At 62.3% G+C, this 15805-nt stretch carries 14 protein-coding genes; 10 read left to right on the forward strand and 4 right to left on the reverse strand.

Features of this window, described 5'->3' with window-relative positions; genetic code table 11:
• Positions 1-4: 4 nt before the first annotated feature.
• Entirely contained in the window at positions 5-1207 is a 1203-nt protein-coding gene (locus AC5WEY_RS25270) for a hypothetical protein (RefSeq protein WP_495648021.1), read from the reverse strand.
• A gap of 1019 nt (positions 1208-2226) precedes the next feature.
• On the opposite strand from AC5WEY_RS25270, the gene AC5WEY_RS25275 reads away from it, so the two are divergent.
• Entirely contained in the window at positions 2227-2718 is a 492-nt protein-coding gene (locus AC5WEY_RS25275; RefSeq protein WP_495648022.1) for a helix-turn-helix domain-containing protein, read from the forward strand.
• Between the two features lie 231 nt (positions 2719-2949).
• Here AC5WEY_RS25275 and AC5WEY_RS25280 read toward each other — a convergent pair whose 3' ends face one another.
• Genes AC5WEY_RS25280 through AC5WEY_RS25290 form a run of 3 tightly spaced genes read right to left on the reverse strand, consistent with a single transcriptional unit; the run spans position 2950 to position 5572 of the window.
• A complete protein-coding gene (locus tag AC5WEY_RS25280) occupies positions 2950-3480 on the reverse strand; it encodes an inner membrane-spanning protein YciB (protein ID WP_495648023.1) in 531 nt (176 codons plus the stop codon).
• Between the two features lie 38 nt (positions 3481-3518).
• Positions 3519-4589: a GAF domain-containing protein gene (locus tag AC5WEY_RS25285; RefSeq protein WP_495648024.1), complete on the reverse strand. Its 1071-nt coding sequence runs from the start codon at positions 4587-4589 to the stop codon at positions 3519-3521.
• Entirely contained in the window at positions 4586-5572 is a 987-nt protein-coding gene (locus AC5WEY_RS25290; protein WP_495648025.1) for a cytochrome P450, read from the reverse strand. Before AC5WEY_RS25290 ends, AC5WEY_RS25285 begins: the two co-directional genes overlap by 4 nt.
• Positions 5573-5940: 368 nt before the next feature.
• On the opposite strand from AC5WEY_RS25290, the gene pgfA reads away from it, so the two are divergent.
• From pgfA to AC5WEY_RS25335, 9 genes are all read left to right on the forward strand, one after another.
• Positions 5941-6990, forward strand: a complete 1050-nt coding sequence (gene pgfA / locus AC5WEY_RS25295; RefSeq protein WP_495648026.1) for a cell envelope lipid trafficking protein PgfA — start codon at positions 5941-5943, stop codon at positions 6988-6990.
• A gap of 594 nt (positions 6991-7584) precedes the next feature.
• Positions 7585-9393: a hypothetical protein gene (locus tag AC5WEY_RS25300; RefSeq protein WP_495648027.1), complete on the forward strand. Its 1809-nt coding sequence runs from the start codon at positions 7585-7587 to the stop codon at positions 9391-9393.
• 541 nt (positions 9394-9934) lie between these two features.
• Positions 9935-10849, forward strand: a complete 915-nt coding sequence (locus AC5WEY_RS25305) for a ParA family protein (RefSeq protein ID WP_495648028.1) — start codon at positions 9935-9937, stop codon at positions 10847-10849.
• Positions 10846-11235: a ParB family protein gene (locus AC5WEY_RS25310; protein ID WP_495648029.1), complete on the forward strand. Its 390-nt coding sequence runs from the start codon at positions 10846-10848 to the stop codon at positions 11233-11235. Before AC5WEY_RS25305 ends, AC5WEY_RS25310 begins: the two co-directional genes overlap by 4 nt.
• Before the next feature lie 159 nt (positions 11236-11394).
• Complete coding sequence (locus AC5WEY_RS25315; protein WP_495648030.1) at positions 11395-12015, forward strand: recombinase family protein; 621 nt, start codon at positions 11395-11397, stop codon at positions 12013-12015.
• A gap of 648 nt (positions 12016-12663) precedes the next feature.
• On the forward strand, positions 12664-13614 hold the full coding sequence (locus AC5WEY_RS25320) for a DUF2637 domain-containing protein (protein WP_495648031.1): 951 nt from the start codon (positions 12664-12666) through the stop codon (positions 13612-13614).
• Positions 13611-14279 (forward strand): TetR family transcriptional regulator, encoded by a 669-nt coding sequence (locus AC5WEY_RS25325; protein WP_495648032.1) that lies wholly within the window; start codon positions 13611-13613, stop codon positions 14277-14279. The genes AC5WEY_RS25320 and AC5WEY_RS25325 overlap by 4 nt, the downstream gene beginning before the upstream one ends.
• Positions 14280-14376: 97 nt before the next feature.
• Complete coding sequence (locus AC5WEY_RS25330) at positions 14377-14871, forward strand: LNS2 domain-containing protein (RefSeq protein WP_495648033.1); 495 nt, start codon at positions 14377-14379, stop codon at positions 14869-14871.
• Between the two features lie 109 nt (positions 14872-14980).
• Positions 14981-15793 (forward strand): hypothetical protein, encoded by an 813-nt coding sequence (locus AC5WEY_RS25335; protein ID WP_495648034.1) that lies wholly within the window; start codon positions 14981-14983, stop codon positions 15791-15793.
• Positions 15794-15805 lie beyond the last annotated feature (12 nt).

The raw sequence follows: 15805 nt of genomic DNA on the forward strand, positions 1-15805 counted from the left end.
GAGATCAGATCGCGAGGTTCAGGCCTGCCAGGGCAGCGTTCGCCTGGTCGAGAACCGGTGCGACGGCAGTGCTCACCGCGGCGACGGTGTCAGCCACAGCGGGCTGCTCGAGCACTGTCGAGGTGAACTGCGTGGCCTGCTCGAAGGCCGGTTCGGTCCACACCGGGGCGTCGACGGCGCTCTGAACGCTGGGGGCATCCAGTGCCAGCGGGGCGGCGGTGACCGGCGGGGCCGGGGGTGCCGGGACGGCCTCGGGTGCCGGGAGCGGGGCGGGCTCTTCGATGATCTGCTGCTCACCGCCGAGGACGGTGGCACCGAGGACGCCGCCGATCGCAGCGCCTGCACCGGTCAGGCCCAGCACGATCGGTGCCGACAGGGCTGCGCCCACGCCTGCTCCGGCGAGTGCTGCTGCGCCGGGGATGAAGACCCAGCCGACCGGTCCGCCCCAGACGATCGCTCCGGTGCCGGTAGTCGCTGCGACGCCGAGTCCGCCGCCGATTGCAGCGGCGGTGCCGGTGATGACTGCGGCCGGGACGGCGGATGCGGCGAGGCCGGCCGCGCCACCGGCGACGACGCCGGTGATGGTGCCCGCAGCGATTCGGTCAGCGCGGGATGCGTCGGCGAATCCGTTGTCCACGAGCCAGTTTCCACCGTCGGCCTGAATGGCGGCCCCGGTGTTGTTGAACTGCTCGACCAAGTTCGGATCGAGCAGGTTCGGGTCGTACGGCACGAGCTCGCCGCCGACGAGGACATAGCCCTCGGGTGCGTCGATCGGCGCAATGACCTTGCGCTGCACGGTCGGAACCGGCGGCGGGGTCGGCGGGGCCGCTTGCAGGGCGGGCGGTGCGTCGGTCGGTGCGGCCTGCGGCGCGGGGGCGGGCTCGTAGTAGGTGTTCTGGTACGACGACTGCTGGTTGCCGGACCGGTAGTCGTTGTAGCTACGCCATTCGGTCTGCTGCACCTGGGGCGAGGGCTGGTAGTTGGGCAGGAACTTGCGTTCACTGGTTGGGGCCGGCGGCGGCGCAACGGGGGTGGTGTCGGTGGTTCCGGACTGTGCGGTGTCGGGTGCAGTCACGAAGTCCTGCGGTGCCGCATGGGCGGTCGCGGTGCCCCACGCCAGTGCGACGGCCACGGGAACGGCAGTGAGAACGAGAGCCCGGTCCCTGCGGCGGCGGTGACGCCCACCAATTCCTTGCTGAGGAGACATTGTGTGGCTGTGCCTTTCGTAAACCGCTGTGATGCAGCGGTATTGGGTGATGTGTGACAGGAGTGGTTGATGGTGGAACCACCACCGTCCGCGCTGGGGAACGACCGAAAACGAGGGTCAGCCTTCGGGTGAACCCTCAGCGCGGACGACAGGTGATGCCTTGGGAGTGGATGCCAGCGGGCGTCCGTTGCACGCTGGCATCCACGAGCACTCAGCCCAGTAGGCTGAGCCAGAACCAGAGCTGCGAGAAGATCCAAGGCATCGGGCGTATTCCTTTCTGGTAGAGCCAATTTGAGTGAGATGCTGATGTCCCGGCGGGGTCGCACGGTTCGGCACATGACGAGTGAAGCGTCGCCGCGCGACCCTCGCGCCGGTCCATCGGTCGACTGGGCTCAGGGGGTGACCCCAGTCGAGACTGGGGGTCAGGCCACGTGGCTGAACTCGATATCCCGGCGAGGTTCGTTGGTGGGCTCACGGAATGTCATGTCCGCGTCGGTCCACTCACCAAGGAGTTGACCGGAGTCCTCGCACCGAAGCTGATGGATGTCGTGAGTGCCCGCAGGGAGCGAGCAAACTGCGAAACCAGGAATGCCGGTGTTCATCGCCGGGCAAAGGGGCAAGTTACGGTCCGAATCGAGGTGTAACACTGCGCCTGGATGAGAAGATGTCATTGTCGTCCTCCAAATCGATTGCAGGTCGTTGACGGCGAAGTGCGGGTGCCAGCCCGTACTTGCCTAGATCGGTGGTTGGTGTGGAGCTCGATGGAGAAGAGGCCCTCAGCGCCGCCGTAGACGCCAATCAACAAAGGCGCTGAGGGTTCCTCGCAGTCCGGACGTGCAGGGTTCTGCTGCTTACCCGGGCTACTCGCTCAGACGAATCCGAGCAAGAACTGTGAACTAGTTGCTGGCAACCCCTCCTTGGGTTTTCCGTCCAGCGAGCTGGACATGTGAGCTAGTCTGGCCAATCGAGTCAGCCGACATAATCAGCCAATGTGCCAACCCTAAACGTTGAGGGGCATCGTGTCCAGTAATGTCAACCATCCCGATTCCGCGACGGCTGGCACTGTGTCTCGCCGCGTGATGCGCGGTTTCTCCGCTGCCAGGCTTCTCGAAGCCCGAACGGACGCCAAGCTCACGCGCAACGAGCTGGGTCGGCTTGCCAATGTCACCGAGTCCGCGATCGGACGATGGGAAAAGGGAATCCGTAGTCCTCAGATTGATGTGCTGGTGCGTGTACTGGACCAGCTGGGCAAGTCTGTTGAAGACATCGTCGACATCGCGCCTGACGACCGCTACCCCGGTGACTGGCGCATCATCCGAGGTCTCACGCAGCCTCTGCTTGGCCGTGTGGCGGGCGTGAGCACGGCAGCGATCGGTCGCATCGAACGCGGTGAAGGTGGTCTGACTCCGGACGTGGAACGTCGGGTAGCAGCGGCCCTTGAGATCACGCCCGAAGAGCTGCGGAAGGCGTTCGATCGAGCACGACTTCGCCCGAAGGGCGAGCCCGCTTAGTTTCATCTGTAGATCAACCCCCTTGCCTTGCTGCACGCATCACAAATGGGCCCACAAAGGGCCTGCTTTCTGTGTGCGCGGGCGGGCACCGGAAGGGGTTGCTCCGCAACCTCGCAGTGCGAGGTGCGCTGCCATGGCGACCGGGCCCGCGCCCAAAGGGGTCACGTGCGTCATCCCGTCAAGACGGGATCTAGATCAACTCAGTTGGCAATTAGTCAAATTACACCATGATCACGACAGGGGGGAATCGGCGCGCGCCTTTTGTAGGAATCCCCTATACCGGACCACTTGTGCGGTTATCAGGACAGCGATCACGCCAGGCGCTCCGAAGACCCGCCACAAAACCCAGGTGTCCGTAGACACGGAGAAAGCGAGAGCCAAATTCAGCGCTCCGATTACTGCCAGGATTACTATCCAAATTTTGGTAAGTCGAATCCACAGCTCGCCTGGTGCGTCGAACCATCGACGGACTATTAGTTCGATCGGATTCTTATCCATAACCAGAGCGATGCCAAAAGTCGCAGCAATCAGCCAGTAGACCGCAGTTGGCCGCAACTTGATAAACGTATCGTCGCGCAGAAGGAGCGTTGCACTCCCCAGTGTGGTCACCACGACTAAACCGATCCATTGAAGCCGGCTGACCTTTTGCCTAAGGGCGACAGTAACGATAATTTCACCCGCCACCCCCGCCATTACAACGATAGTGGCCGCGAAGATATCCTGCCGGAGATATACCACGACGAAAGCGATGAACAACGCCACGTTGTATACGATCCGCCAGGATGAGAGGCCCACGCCTTTCATTGGTTGCCGCTCTCGACCGCTGAGGTATCAGGCTGGATCATCACCAGAGCAATCTTCGGGTTGACCTCAGGGTCGAGAGGCGTGGTGTTGAACTTGGCGGTCAGATAGCCGCCACCACCCCTTCTGGCCCGCACTTCCCCGCTGACCATCTTGCCTTCATCGAGCTCGGAGATCCACTGAACGATTTTCGGAAAGTCATCCTCATGAAGCGCGAATGTTCCACCGGTACTGACGCCATGCCCCAAGCCGGGGAGGTGCTCGGTAACCCATTTTACGAAATACGGATACTTGTAGCTCGTATCACCGACCCCGACGTACATATCGGATGCAGCGGCCAAGACGGTGCTGAGCCACGAATCCAGCATCGACTCTCGAATTTGCTGTCGTGGTGCTTCCCCTATCCAACACACACCTTGAATTCGGCGGTCACTGACCGCGCGTTCGCAGTAATGAAGCTGCTGTGTCACCTCGCCACGAGAAATGATCAAATCCGCCGCCTCGATAGGGCTCGATTCTGCCGTCAATGTATCCGGCATAGCGCGAAGCTTGCGAATGTGGCGTAGTGAATCGGAGAGACGTGCAGATCGTGTGTAGAGGTCGGCTGGACCGAATACAGTCCGGTCGCGATGCTCCTTCTCCATTCCGATGTGGTCCAGGGCTACCGAATCCATGTAGAGCTGTGGAGGTGCGGGATCGTCCTCGTCTGCGTCGGTATGCCACTCCCAGGAACCGATCAGAGGTCGATTGGGGATCTGGCCTGCTAGCGAACCGCACCAAAATTGTACGGCCGTGACTACCGTGCTGTCTGCATTGAATATCGGATATGCGACTGCCGATTCTCCCAACGCCTCGCAGGCTTCCTTGGGTATATTGTCGCTTTTGCGGTATTCTTTGTGTGTTTCGCATTCGCGGATCAGGGAAACGACCGTCTTGAGCGCCGCCCCTCGAAAAAGATTCTTGACAGTGCGAATACGCGGGACGCTGCCTTCGGCCACGATCTGGTAGGTACTGGGGTTGCTTGCGGTCGGGTCGACGAAGACCAAGAGCCAGTCCCGGGCAGGTGTCATCGGTTTTCCTCTTTGCTCTGGGTGTCGTGAAGCAGGGTTGGAACCGAGGTGGGGCCGTGTGTTCGCCACGTTGGTCGCTGTGGCAGTTGGTCCACGGTCCCTAGCACCTCCAAGCCAGGAAAGCGTGCGAACAGCTTCCGGACGGCTATATCGAGCTGCATCATGGCGAGGTCGGATCCAGGGCAGAAGTGCGGGCCGCGACCGAAGGTTAGATGCGGCCGCTCTCCTCTATTTGGGTCGGTACTTGCCGCTCTCAGTGATAGGTAGATGGGCAGCCCGCGTGGAATCACGATGCCTGCGACTTCGATGTCCTCGGTTGCGAACCTACGAGTTGCGTACGAGCCAGGAACAGCCTCGAAAGCCAGTGATGGCAAGTGTTGCCGCCAGGCGGCTTCGTCTTGCATCAAGCTCAATAGGTCTGCACGATCTCGCGCCGCGAGCACTGCGATCGCGTTCGCGATTTGATAGACCGAGTTCTCGAAGCCCGCGAGAAACACGAGGAAGGCGAGTGAGAGGAGCTCTTCCTCGCTCAGTTTGTCCGAGGAGTCCCTGGCAGCTATCCATTCACTGATCAGCCCACCGTCCGGCGACGCCCGCTTCTGAGCGATCACCTCGTAGAGGATGACGACGATCGATGTCATGGCTGGTACTCGCGGGTCGCCAGATTTGCCGGATAGCTTGGACGGGACCTCGACCGCCATAACGTCTGCAGCCGCCTCGCGGAACCGGCGGGCTGCATCGTCTTCGATGCCGAGCATTTCGGCGATCACCCGCGCAGGAAGTGGAGAGGTGAGACCGGAAAAGAGATCGACCTGCTCCCCGTTGTTGCCAGCTTTGGCTAGACCGTCGAGCTGTGAGTCCACGTGCGAAGCGACCAGATCTCGGACCTCTTGGAGGTGACGTCTGGAAAAGGCTGGTGCCGCGAGTCCTCTCAAACGGCGGTGGTCATCGACATCGGTGTTGAGGAGGTTCCGAGCCAGCATCGGCGGCAGCGGCAATCCAGGGCTGCCTTTCGGGCCACCTGGCCGCACATTGACGATCCTGCGGTCTGCGAGAAGGGCGGTGACGTCGTCGTAACGGGTCACAATCGCTGCGTCATGCCCTTCCGGTCCGAGAGTGCGATGGACCGGCGCGGCCTCACGCAGCTCATCGTGGAGTTGTGTTGCTGCCACAACGCTCAGACCGAGAGCGAACGGATCGGAAACAGGCACGGAACTTCCCCCGACGTAGCTTGCTGGCGCTCAGGCCACACCGACCGCTGTGCTCGGCCGCGTGGCCTCGTTCGAGAAGAAGGCTACCTCTCGCGTGATGGCCCGAATGAACGGTCCCTACCGCTGGGTAACATCTGCGGGTGCCGAAAGACAACGACGCCGAACGCCCCAGAAGTAGCCGCGTCTTGATTTGTGCAGTCGCTGGAGCTGGCTCATTTTTGATCGCAGGCTCCGCAACCCTGGCGACGTACGGGGCCAGCGAACTCAAGGTGATACCCCTCAGCGTGCAGTCGGACACGACCTCGCTCGCGCCCGACGCCGCCGTGCTCGACACGACGTCCACCCTGCGACCTGGGCCAATAGTGACCGACTCGGGCGTCGACCTAACAATCAACACATACGTGACCACGGAAGACCCGGTCTCGGACGAGATCACGACGCTTCAAGCAGCTCAACAGACTTTCCGTACCGACAACGGTCCTCAAAGTGGTCTCGTTTCGGCGTCCATCGACCGGGTGACTCTGGACCGACGATCCGGATATCCTCTCGAAGACCCTGCTTCCACCACCCAGACGGAAGCTGACGCGCCGGCCGTTCACACACCTCGGGCCGGCCTCCAATACAAGTTCCCGTTCGATGTACAGAAGACGTCGTATCCCTACTACGACGGCACGTCACGTCAAACGAACCCAATCGACTTCGTGGATGCCGATCGAGTTGTGGACGGGCTCCCTTTGTTCCACTTCGCACAGACCATTCCGGCGACAGATCTAGGTGCGAGCATCGGAGATGCCGCCACACTGACCCTCCCCGCGAACAAATGGGGCCTATCGGGCGACACACCTACCAGGATGAATCTCTACTACGAGAACACCCGGAACATATGGGTAGAGCCGACATCAGGGTCCATCGTGCTGGTCGAGGAGCATCCACACCGGTGGCTTGCGAGAAGCGAGGGTGACGCCAAACCCGTCACAACTCTCGACGCGAGGACGGTGTTCAGCGATGACACGGTCGCGCGGCTGGCCGATCAGGCAGCAACCGCCAAGCGCTCGATCCTCTGGGGAACTCGCTACGGACCGCTCGGTGCGGCTGTGGCAGGCATTGTGCTCCTGGTCGCAGGGCTCTTCCTCGGAGTACGAGCGTGGAAGCTGGACAAAGCCACGGTGACTCGCAGACCCCGAAAATAGACCTACCCGAAAATTCCTCGAGGTCGGCGTGTCCTACCGCCTTTTGCCTAGGCGTTAAGGCACGCTATGCGACATGACTAGGAGTGATCCACCTCGGCTCGTAGGCCGGCCGCGGATACATAACTATGACGGTGTGCAGCTCAACTGCACGGTTCATCCTGCCGTCAAAAAGGCCCTCAAGGACGAGGCTGCGAAGCGCGGACAGAACGCGAACTCGTTGCTCTCGAAGGCCATTGCGGACCTAGTCGGCGTCCGCCTCGAAGAGCTTCTTCAATCCGGTGAGGAAGCGGGGACCCTAAGACACACCGCTTGAGGTGACCTGAAACGTCAATAGAACGCACCTCTTGACGCAACAGAGCCCCCGGTGGTCTGACCGGAGGCTCTGAGCTCAAGTTGTTGACGAACGAGCGCCAACTCGATCGTCATACTGCGTGACCCCCAGGAAGGGACACTGTCGTGCTAGACAGGTCTCAGGGTACATCGCGCCCTGATGAAGGTACAAGATTTAACGCCCGTGTCGGCTCGCCAAAGTCGTCACCCGCCGCCACTTGGAGACGGCTGTCGCCGTTGCTGGCCGCTCGACGGTCAATGCGTGTGTGCGGAAGCACTGGCAAGTTCGACACGTCACGACGTCTGACCACTCGGTTGCCAGCCGTACCGGCCGCCGTGCCGATCTACGTGCGTGGCCGGACGAGCGTGCTTGCGCTGGATTTCGATGCCAAGCAACACAGCTCAGCGCAGGTAGATGCCGATGTCGAGCGAATCCTGACCTGGCTGAGCGAATGCGGCGGCCGCGCGGTTACAGACCGCTCCACCAGCGGAGGCCGACACGTCCTGGTCCCACTGGCGACTGACACCCCGCTACGGGTCGACGACATCCGCGTGCTGATGCAGCTCTTGGACACGCGACTGGCCACCTTCGACCCAGTGCCCATGCTCAACGCACTCACAGGGTGCATCACTCCCCCAGGCTCACCGTGCCGAGAAGGCGGATACCGACAGCTCGATGGAACGGTCGACGACGCCGTCGACGCATTCACTCTCAGATCCGAACCCGGCGTCGTCGCGCGCATGGTCGCCCTCCTCGGTGGCGCAACTCCCCCACGCCACCGCACCCCAGTAGACGCCGTCGCGGCCGCGATCACTCGAGATGAACGAATCGTCGGGACCGGCGACGACCAACGGCTGCACCATCAGTACCACCGGCGCAGCCCCACACCAGCCGCAGTGGAGACCTACGCGGCCACTGGCGAGCTCGACACAACACGGTGGTCCTCCCACTCCGAAGCACGCCAGTCCGTCATCAGCCACGCAGTCCTGCGCGGTGCCAGTGCCACAGACATCGCGGCCTCCCTCTCCACCGACCAATGGGCGGGCGTCAAACGGTCCTACGACAAGTACGGCAATGGCGCACCTGCCGCCCTGCTCAGAGACGTAGGCAAGGCCTTGACCTGGGCAGCGACAAACGCAGGAGAATTCCATCAACTCACGCACAAGAACAAGCACACGGGGGGGCATGGGGTTTTCCTCAACGACGAAGTACGCCGGCGATGGTTAGCTCACGCCACGATATGGATCGATCGAGAATTTCTTGGTAGCCGCCACAGGCAGGTACTGCTCGCGGTTGTCCAGGCCCTCGCCTACAGCTCAGCTCTGGCTGGTGAGCTGGTAGAGGGTGTGGCAGTGGTGGCCATCGGCGGGCGGAGTCTGTCGCACTCGGCTGGATTGATGTCGGAATCAACCGTGTGGAGCGCGTTGCGGGTGTTGCGGGATACCCCAGGATCGCCAGTTCTGTTGGTGTCGCGCGGTGCGGGACAAGAGGCTGACAGATACGCCTTGACTACACCGGCGGCCAAGGAACCCAGTTCTGTCCGGATCCTGCGGGCGCGAGTCGAGCCGGTCCACCACGCCTGGAGCGTGCTCGGGCTACGCGGCCGTACCGTGTACGACCTGGTCAACAACGGTCTCGCGACAAACGTCGACGACGTCTTCGCAGCAGCGTTGTTGAGACCATCCAACGGATACGCAATTCTGGCGGACCTCATCGCCGCAGGACTCATCAAACGCACGGGGGGCACCCTGAGTACCGGCGACACCTCGTTGGACGACGTAGCAGCCGCTCACGGCCTCTATGCGGTGACGAACGAACGGGTGATCCGACATCGTGCCGAGCGGCTGCTGTGGCACGTCTGGCTCGAAAACCGCTTCGCGCCACCACCACCGGACACAACAGCTGGCGAACAGGTACCTGACTGGTTGAGTAGGGCCCCCGCTCCCCCGCTCGACGAACGAGACGCGGAGCAACTGTGGGCCGCACAGATGGCTGCTGGGCCACCGCCGACAGATCCAGTCCTAGAAGCGCTCGATCTGCTCAGTCACGAACTCGGCGCTGTCATTGTCTAGTGGGTTCTTTGCGCCCGGCACCACCCACCAACCCCGTGAACAATTTGCCCGCGGTCTAGACAGAGAGCGCAGAGACAGTAATGCCAGTTATGCCAGCATTACCAGTATGCATGTCGTGGAGGCCGTAAGGGAGGTGTGGGAGGCAGTGCTTCGTGGGTCCGCACGAGGCACTGCTGTCCGGTTGAGGCAGGCCGGACAGCAGGAAGGTATACCAGTAATACTGTCATTGTCCCCAGGCGTGTCTTGTGACAGTAATACTGCTAATCCTTGTTGACCTGCGAAGGTGTACAGATCAGTCTCGCGTTGCGCAGTGTTGCGGGTCGTTGCAGAGCAAGATCCTTCTTGCAATTGACAGTAATACTGCTAAAAACAGCTTTGCAGTGTATGCTGCTAATACGGGCTGTACCAGCAATGCTGTTTTTCCTGCTATTACCCGTTAAGGCTGCAATGGCAGTATTAACGCTATTGTCTGTATTGCCAGTGGTAAGAGTTCAACGCCACCTGTCCCGTACGACGAAGACAAGGAAGGGTCGATCTACTGATGAGTGCGAACGACACGTACGACCGCGACAGAGTCGTTGCGTTCATAAACGGTAAGGGGGGCGTCATGAAGACCACGCTCTCCGCCAACGTTGGGGGATTGGCCGCAGCCTCGGGTTACCGAGTGCTGATCGTTGACTTCGATTCCCAGGGCAACCTCGCGGAAGATCTCGGCTATACGGACACAGACAACGATGACGACGGACGTGCGCTCGCCGCTGCGCTCACCTTCGGTGGCCGTGCAGAGCCTGTTCGAGGAGTTCGTGAGAACTTGGACGTCCTGACGGGGGGAGCGCACTTGGAGCAGGCCGCAGCTGCGTTGGCCAACAAGGCAGCGAAAGATCCAAGCGGTGCGAAGCTGGCGCTCGCGGACCTTCTGGCTCCGCTGGCCGAGCACTACGACCTGATAATCATCGACTGCCCGCCCGGTGATGAGACTCTGCAGAACGCTGCGCTTGCCGCCGCACGGTGGGCGATTGTGCCGATCAAAAGCGATGCGTCGAGCCGTAAGGGCTTGAAGGCAGTCGCCCACAGACTCGATGCAGTGCTCGACATCAACCCTCGGCTCGACTTGCTGGGCGTCGTCTTGGTCGGAGTAGGGAAGTCGGCGACGGCTGTCCAAGCCAAAGCGCGCGCCCTCGTCGCCGAGGCTTTCCAAGACGACAGCGTCATGTTTACGAACTTCGTGCGTCACGCAGAAGCAACAGCCCATGCCACGCGTGAGCGAGGCCTTCTGGTCCATGAGCTCGACGACGCCGTGAAGAGTGGCCCGAAATGGTACGAGGTGATCAGAGGGGAAGCGCAGGCCCAAGCGCTATCTCCGCGATCGTCCAGCTCAGTCGCTGATGACCTCCTCGCCATCACCCAAGAAGTAATCGCGCGCATCACCGCAGCAGAAGGGGAGGCCACCGCATGACCGAGCCTCAGAAGCGAGTGGTCACCGGGTTGGCTCCACGTCGCTCGCACCCGGTGACGGGAGACCTTTCGAGGCTGCAAGCGAAGAATCGGACCGCAGCGCCAACTCCGGCCGCTACACCGCCACCAGACTCGAAGACGGCCCCGAATGGCTCCGCAGCTAAGGAGTCGAAGCGAATCACGGTCTACATCGACCAAGGTGTGTTCGCTCGGGCGCGCGGAGTATTCCGAGCGACATCTCACCTCGAAGACGACAAATCTTGGTCGCAGTTCGTAGAGAAGGCGCTGCTTCGCGAAGCGGAGGCCCGCGAGCTTGCCCACAACGAGGGGAAGCGGTATGACGACTCCGATGCTCAGCTTTCGGCTGGTCGTCCTCTCACCGATTGACGGCTGGGTCTGTCGAAGGGGTGTCCTGTTTGACGTTCGTCTATCGAGACACCTCAGAGCCGATTCGGTCGACGCTCCGGACCAGCCTGTCGGTGTCCTGGTAGATAGTGTTGCAAGTAATTCCAGTTTGATCGCACGATCCGAGACGGAGGGCTCCAGGTGGACGAAAACCTGATCGGGTACGCCCGATGCTCCACACGAGGGCAGGATCTGCGAGCGCAGCGCACAGCCCTTCGCCGGATGGGCGTCGATACCGGCAACATCTACACCGACCGCGGATACACCGGACGTAACCGGGAACGACCCGGCCTCGCCGAAGCCCTCGCGGCAGTGGGGAAGGGGGACACCTTGGTGGTCACGAAACTCGACAGACTCGGCCGATCGGTCACCGACCTGAACGCCATCGTCACCGAGCTCGACGCCAAAGGTGCACGGTTGATCTACGGCGGCCAGGTCTACAGCCCCGGCGATCCGTCGAGCAAGATGTTCTTCACCGTCCTCGGCGCGATGGCCGAGTTCGAGGCCGACCTGACGCGCGCACGCACCCGCGAGGGCGTCGCGATCGCCAAAGAGCAGGGCCGGATGACCGGCCGCAAACCCAAACTCACTGCACTGCAACATGAACGCATCCTCAAGGACTACGAATCCGGCGAGTTCGGTGCCGTGAAACTCATGGAACTGTACGGACTGAGCCGATCAGCCGTATACGCCGCCCTCATCCGTGCCCGCGAGCAGCGTGACGGAGTACCCACACCCCGCCCCACAACCACCAGGAGCTGAAAAGCGATGACCCCCAACGCCAGTCGCCACGCCATTGGTGTGTTCGATGGAGCTAAGTTCGGCCCCGTCGTCGAGTCGATTTCATGACCGCCGAACGGGTGGTCATTCGGTGCGCGTGGTGCGACCAGTGGCACTCCGATACTCCGGCGAGTCTGGTGCCGTCTCATCCGGTCTATCACGACGAGTGTCGCCCAGTGGGAGTGAACGGCTGGACCGCCGCAGCCGCCGATGCTGCTGGTCCTGCTCGGCCCCGCCGGTAGCCCGCGCCATGACAACCAGGAGCTGAACGACGATGACTACCACCAAAGCCGATCGCTACGCCACCGACTGGCTCGCCAAAGCCCACTTCGCCCGCAGATGCAACGATCTGGCCCGAACCGTGGCCTGCATGGTCGACCGGTGAACTACTCGCGGTCGCCGTGATCTTGCAGGACATGCGCAAGCTCGCTGACCTCGATTGCACCGAAGTCGATGCCCTAGAACGTCTTCGGTACGACATCGACTTACCTGATCTCAATACCGCAGCGCAGTGGTTCGAGGATCTACGCGCCCGGTTGTGAGCAACCAAGTACCCCATCCGGCCACAAAGGCCCCGGCAGTGCGGACACACCGCCGGGGCCGGTCGATCACAGAACGGACCTGCGATCAATGAACAACGCTAGTACTCCCGACCTCGACTCCACCAGCGAGGACACCCTCGACATCCACCCCCGCGTGCTGACCGGTGCACTGATCACCGGGCTGGCCATCGCCGTCGTCGTCGGCGCAGCATCCTTCAAGCTCTCCTTCTCCACCTTGCTCGACCTCGCCGTCATGGCCGGCATCCACCAGGCCGATGCCTGGGTCATCCCCGTCGCTCTCGACGGCCCGATCCTCGCCGCAGCTGTCATCCGGATCGCGCTCTCTCAACACACCGACGCCGCCACCAAAAGAGGCCGGCGACTCGTCGTGGCAGTGCTGACCGTCTCGGCGATCCTGTCCATCGCAGGCAACGCCTACCACGCCGTCCTGACCGCCACCGTCCTCAACGCCGCCGTCGCAGCAGCAATAGCAGCATTAGCGCCAGCGATGGTCCTCACGATGAGCGAAATCGTCGCTGTTGTGCTCCGTGCACCTCGCCGACGCCGTGCCGCAACCACGACCCCGATCGAGACCCCCCAATCGTTCGACACGACCACCGACACAGCTCGCATCGAAGACCCGCTCGACCGCGTGGAGAGCGAACAGTCCAGCACAACAGCAGGATCGGCACTCGCCGGGATAGACGAGGACCTCGACAACGGCCTGCTCAAGCCTGCCGTGTGGACCAGCGTCGACCTCTACCTCGCAAACCCCGACTGGTCATTCAGTGACATCGCACGCCACCTCGAGCTCCACACCTCGACGGTCTCGCGGCACATCAAGACCTGGACTCAGGTACAGCAGAACATCGCCAGCGAACGCAGCACCGCAGCTCCCACCGCCGTCGACCGGGCGCATAACGCCGAAACCGATCACGGCCACGGTGCCGACGACGCGGCCGAAGCGAGTTCCGGCTACGACGACGCCGATTACGACTCGGCGAGCACCGATCGCGACTACGCGGGTGCGATGCGATGACCCAGAAGCGGGCCCTCCGAACACGCGCGAACATAGTGCAAGGAGCGGCAACAGAATTCGCGCAGTACGGGTACGCCGGATCGTCGATCACCCGAATTCTCGACAACACGTCGAGCACCAAGGGTGCGATGTACTTCCACTTCTCCTCCAAGCGAGAGATAGCTGCCGCGGTCCTCGATACCGCCGCCGCCGCCTACACGGCAATAGCGACACGTTGGAGTACTGCTGACGGTGTCCCTCCGCTCGATGCGATCGTTGGCATGGTCGACGACGCTGCGCAGGCCTTCGACCACGACGTCTCCTTGCGCGCCGAAGCCAGGTTGAGCGTGGAACCGGACTTTCATGCTCATCGCTCGTCCGCAGCGTGGGAGGCGGCGGTACTCGACCTCGCACGCCGAGCTGCCGAATCAGGCTCGTTGCGAGCAGGTTTCACCGCAGAGAAGTTCGCGCGCGTTCTGGCATCTTCACTGGCCGGGTATCGCCTACTGGCCCACATCGTCCCGACAGGGTTCAGGGCGTCGCTTTCCAGCGGTTATCGAGAGTGTCTCGATACCGTCCTCGCCGCAGCGCGCAACACCGATTCCGTGGGGTCTGCGTCGTCGGAAATGAACACCGCGTCATCTCTGCGGCGCGCCACCGAAAATGCCGATATCGCTCGGGTATGAACGAGGGGTGGACACCGTCACCGAGCCGACCCGGCCAGCACCGACCCGGCGCCGGCCCAGGCCTCGGGTGCACCGCCCGAACGAGGACCGGGTTGTCATGATCGACATCGACGGTGTCATGGCGGACCTGTCCGCGCACGCAGGCGTGTTGGCCGACCAGGAGATCGACCCAGCTCAGCGGTGGCGCGAATTCTTCGCCCACGTGCCCGAAGCCGCAGTGCTCGCCGGCGGACACGATCTGGCGTGGGCGGTGCACGGTCTCGGCTACACGATCGTCTATTCGACGACGCGGCCCGCATATGCCCTGCCCGCGACACGTGCGTGGCTCACCGACCAGGACTTTCCCGAGGGGAGAGCGGTCTTGGGCCGCCCTGCCTCCGAGTACAACCACCACACACGGCAGGCCTGGCAGATCAAACTCGGGCACGCCAGGGCAGTGATCAACCGGCACCCGGCGTGGCTGCGCGGCTTCGTCGACGACGACCCGGACGCCGTTCGACGCCTGACCGGCAGTGGTGTCCGGGCACACGACGCGGGCACTCTCACCCGACTCGGAATCGCGTCACTACGCGACCGACTGGACAATTCGTAGCCCCTGTCACCGAACACTTTTCGGGGCGAGCACCGAGCGAGCGCCGCCACCCCGCATCACGGGATGTGGGGTCGACCCGCATCACCACTATCGAAGAACGGGAAGAGACATGGACGCCGAACAGGCGCGGTACGAGGTCACCGAGATCAAGGTGATCCGGGGTACCGAATCGAAAACGATCGCAAACAAGCAGCAGGAAGGCTGGGAACTCGTCGACCGACAGGACGGTCTCGTGCGCACCACCATGACCTTCCGTCGACCAAAGCCGAAGCCCCCCTGGCGAATGTGGGCCGTACTCGGCGGAGTCGGTGTCATCCTGGCGGGCATCATCACCGTCGGGGCGCTCGCAGAGGACGACGACGCGTCCACGACCGACGCCGCAGCGGCCTCGAGCGCCGAACAATCCTCTCCGCAGCCTGCCCCGGCACAGGAAGCGGAACCTTCCCCGGCCGACCCGATGATTTGCGACACGACGGGAATCGAACTGTTTCCCGAACCATGCAAGTTCGGACAGACCGCGATCTACAGCAGGAAAGTGCGATCGGGCCAGGTCCAACTGGAGATCACCGTCGGCGCACCGGTCGAGTTCACACCGAGTGAGAACGCGATCACCGCGTACGACCGGCCTCTACAGCCGGTCAGCGTCTATTTTCCGGTCACCGTCAAGAACACATCGCCCGACTCGACCATGCCGGATATTGTCTCTACCCAGGCGACAAACGCCGAACAGGGCGAGTACAGCGGTATTCAGGAAGTGAGCGATGGCGACGTCGATTCGTTCGCGGTCAGTCGAATTCAATCGCTGCCCATGGGTGAGACGTTGATCGTCAAGGAGGGCTGGAACATGACAACGCTCGATGGTGTGCAGTACAGCCTGGCGATCGACGGTCAGGCCGGATACACCGTCGAGTTCGCGCGGTGATCCTGAAGTAAT

Source organism: Rhodococcoides sp. S146-33 (assembly GCF_059489205.1).

Bases quoted from the DNA above. Each gene is read 5' to 3' on its own strand.
- AC5WEY_RS25270 (WP_495648021.1), bottom strand. From the start codon at position 1,207: ATGTCTCCTCAGCAAGGAATTGGTGGGCGTCACCGCCGCCGCAGGGAC.
- AC5WEY_RS25285 (WP_495648024.1), bottom strand. From the start codon at position 4,589: ATGACACCTGCCCGGGACTGGCTCTTGGTCTTCGTCGACCCGACCGCA.
- AC5WEY_RS25290 (WP_495648025.1), bottom strand. From the start codon at position 5,572: ATGCTGGCTCGGAACCTCCTCAACACCGATGTCGATGACCACCGCCGT.
- AC5WEY_RS25305 (WP_495648028.1), top strand. From the start codon at position 9,935: ATGAGTGCGAACGACACGTACGACCGCGACAGAGTCGTTGCGTTCATA.
- AC5WEY_RS25310 (WP_495648029.1), top strand. From the start codon at position 10,846: ATGACCGAGCCTCAGAAGCGAGTGGTCACCGGGTTGGCTCCACGTCGC.
- AC5WEY_RS25320 (WP_495648031.1), top strand. From the start codon at position 12,664: ATGAACAACGCTAGTACTCCCGACCTCGACTCCACCAGCGAGGACACC.
- AC5WEY_RS25325 (WP_495648032.1), top strand. From the start codon at position 13,611: ATGACCCAGAAGCGGGCCCTCCGAACACGCGCGAACATAGTGCAAGGA.
- AC5WEY_RS25330 (WP_495648033.1), top strand. From the start codon at position 14,377: ATGATCGACATCGACGGTGTCATGGCGGACCTGTCCGCGCACGCAGGC.
- AC5WEY_RS25335 (WP_495648034.1), top strand. From the start codon at position 14,981: ATGGACGCCGAACAGGCGCGGTACGAGGTCACCGAGATCAAGGTGATC.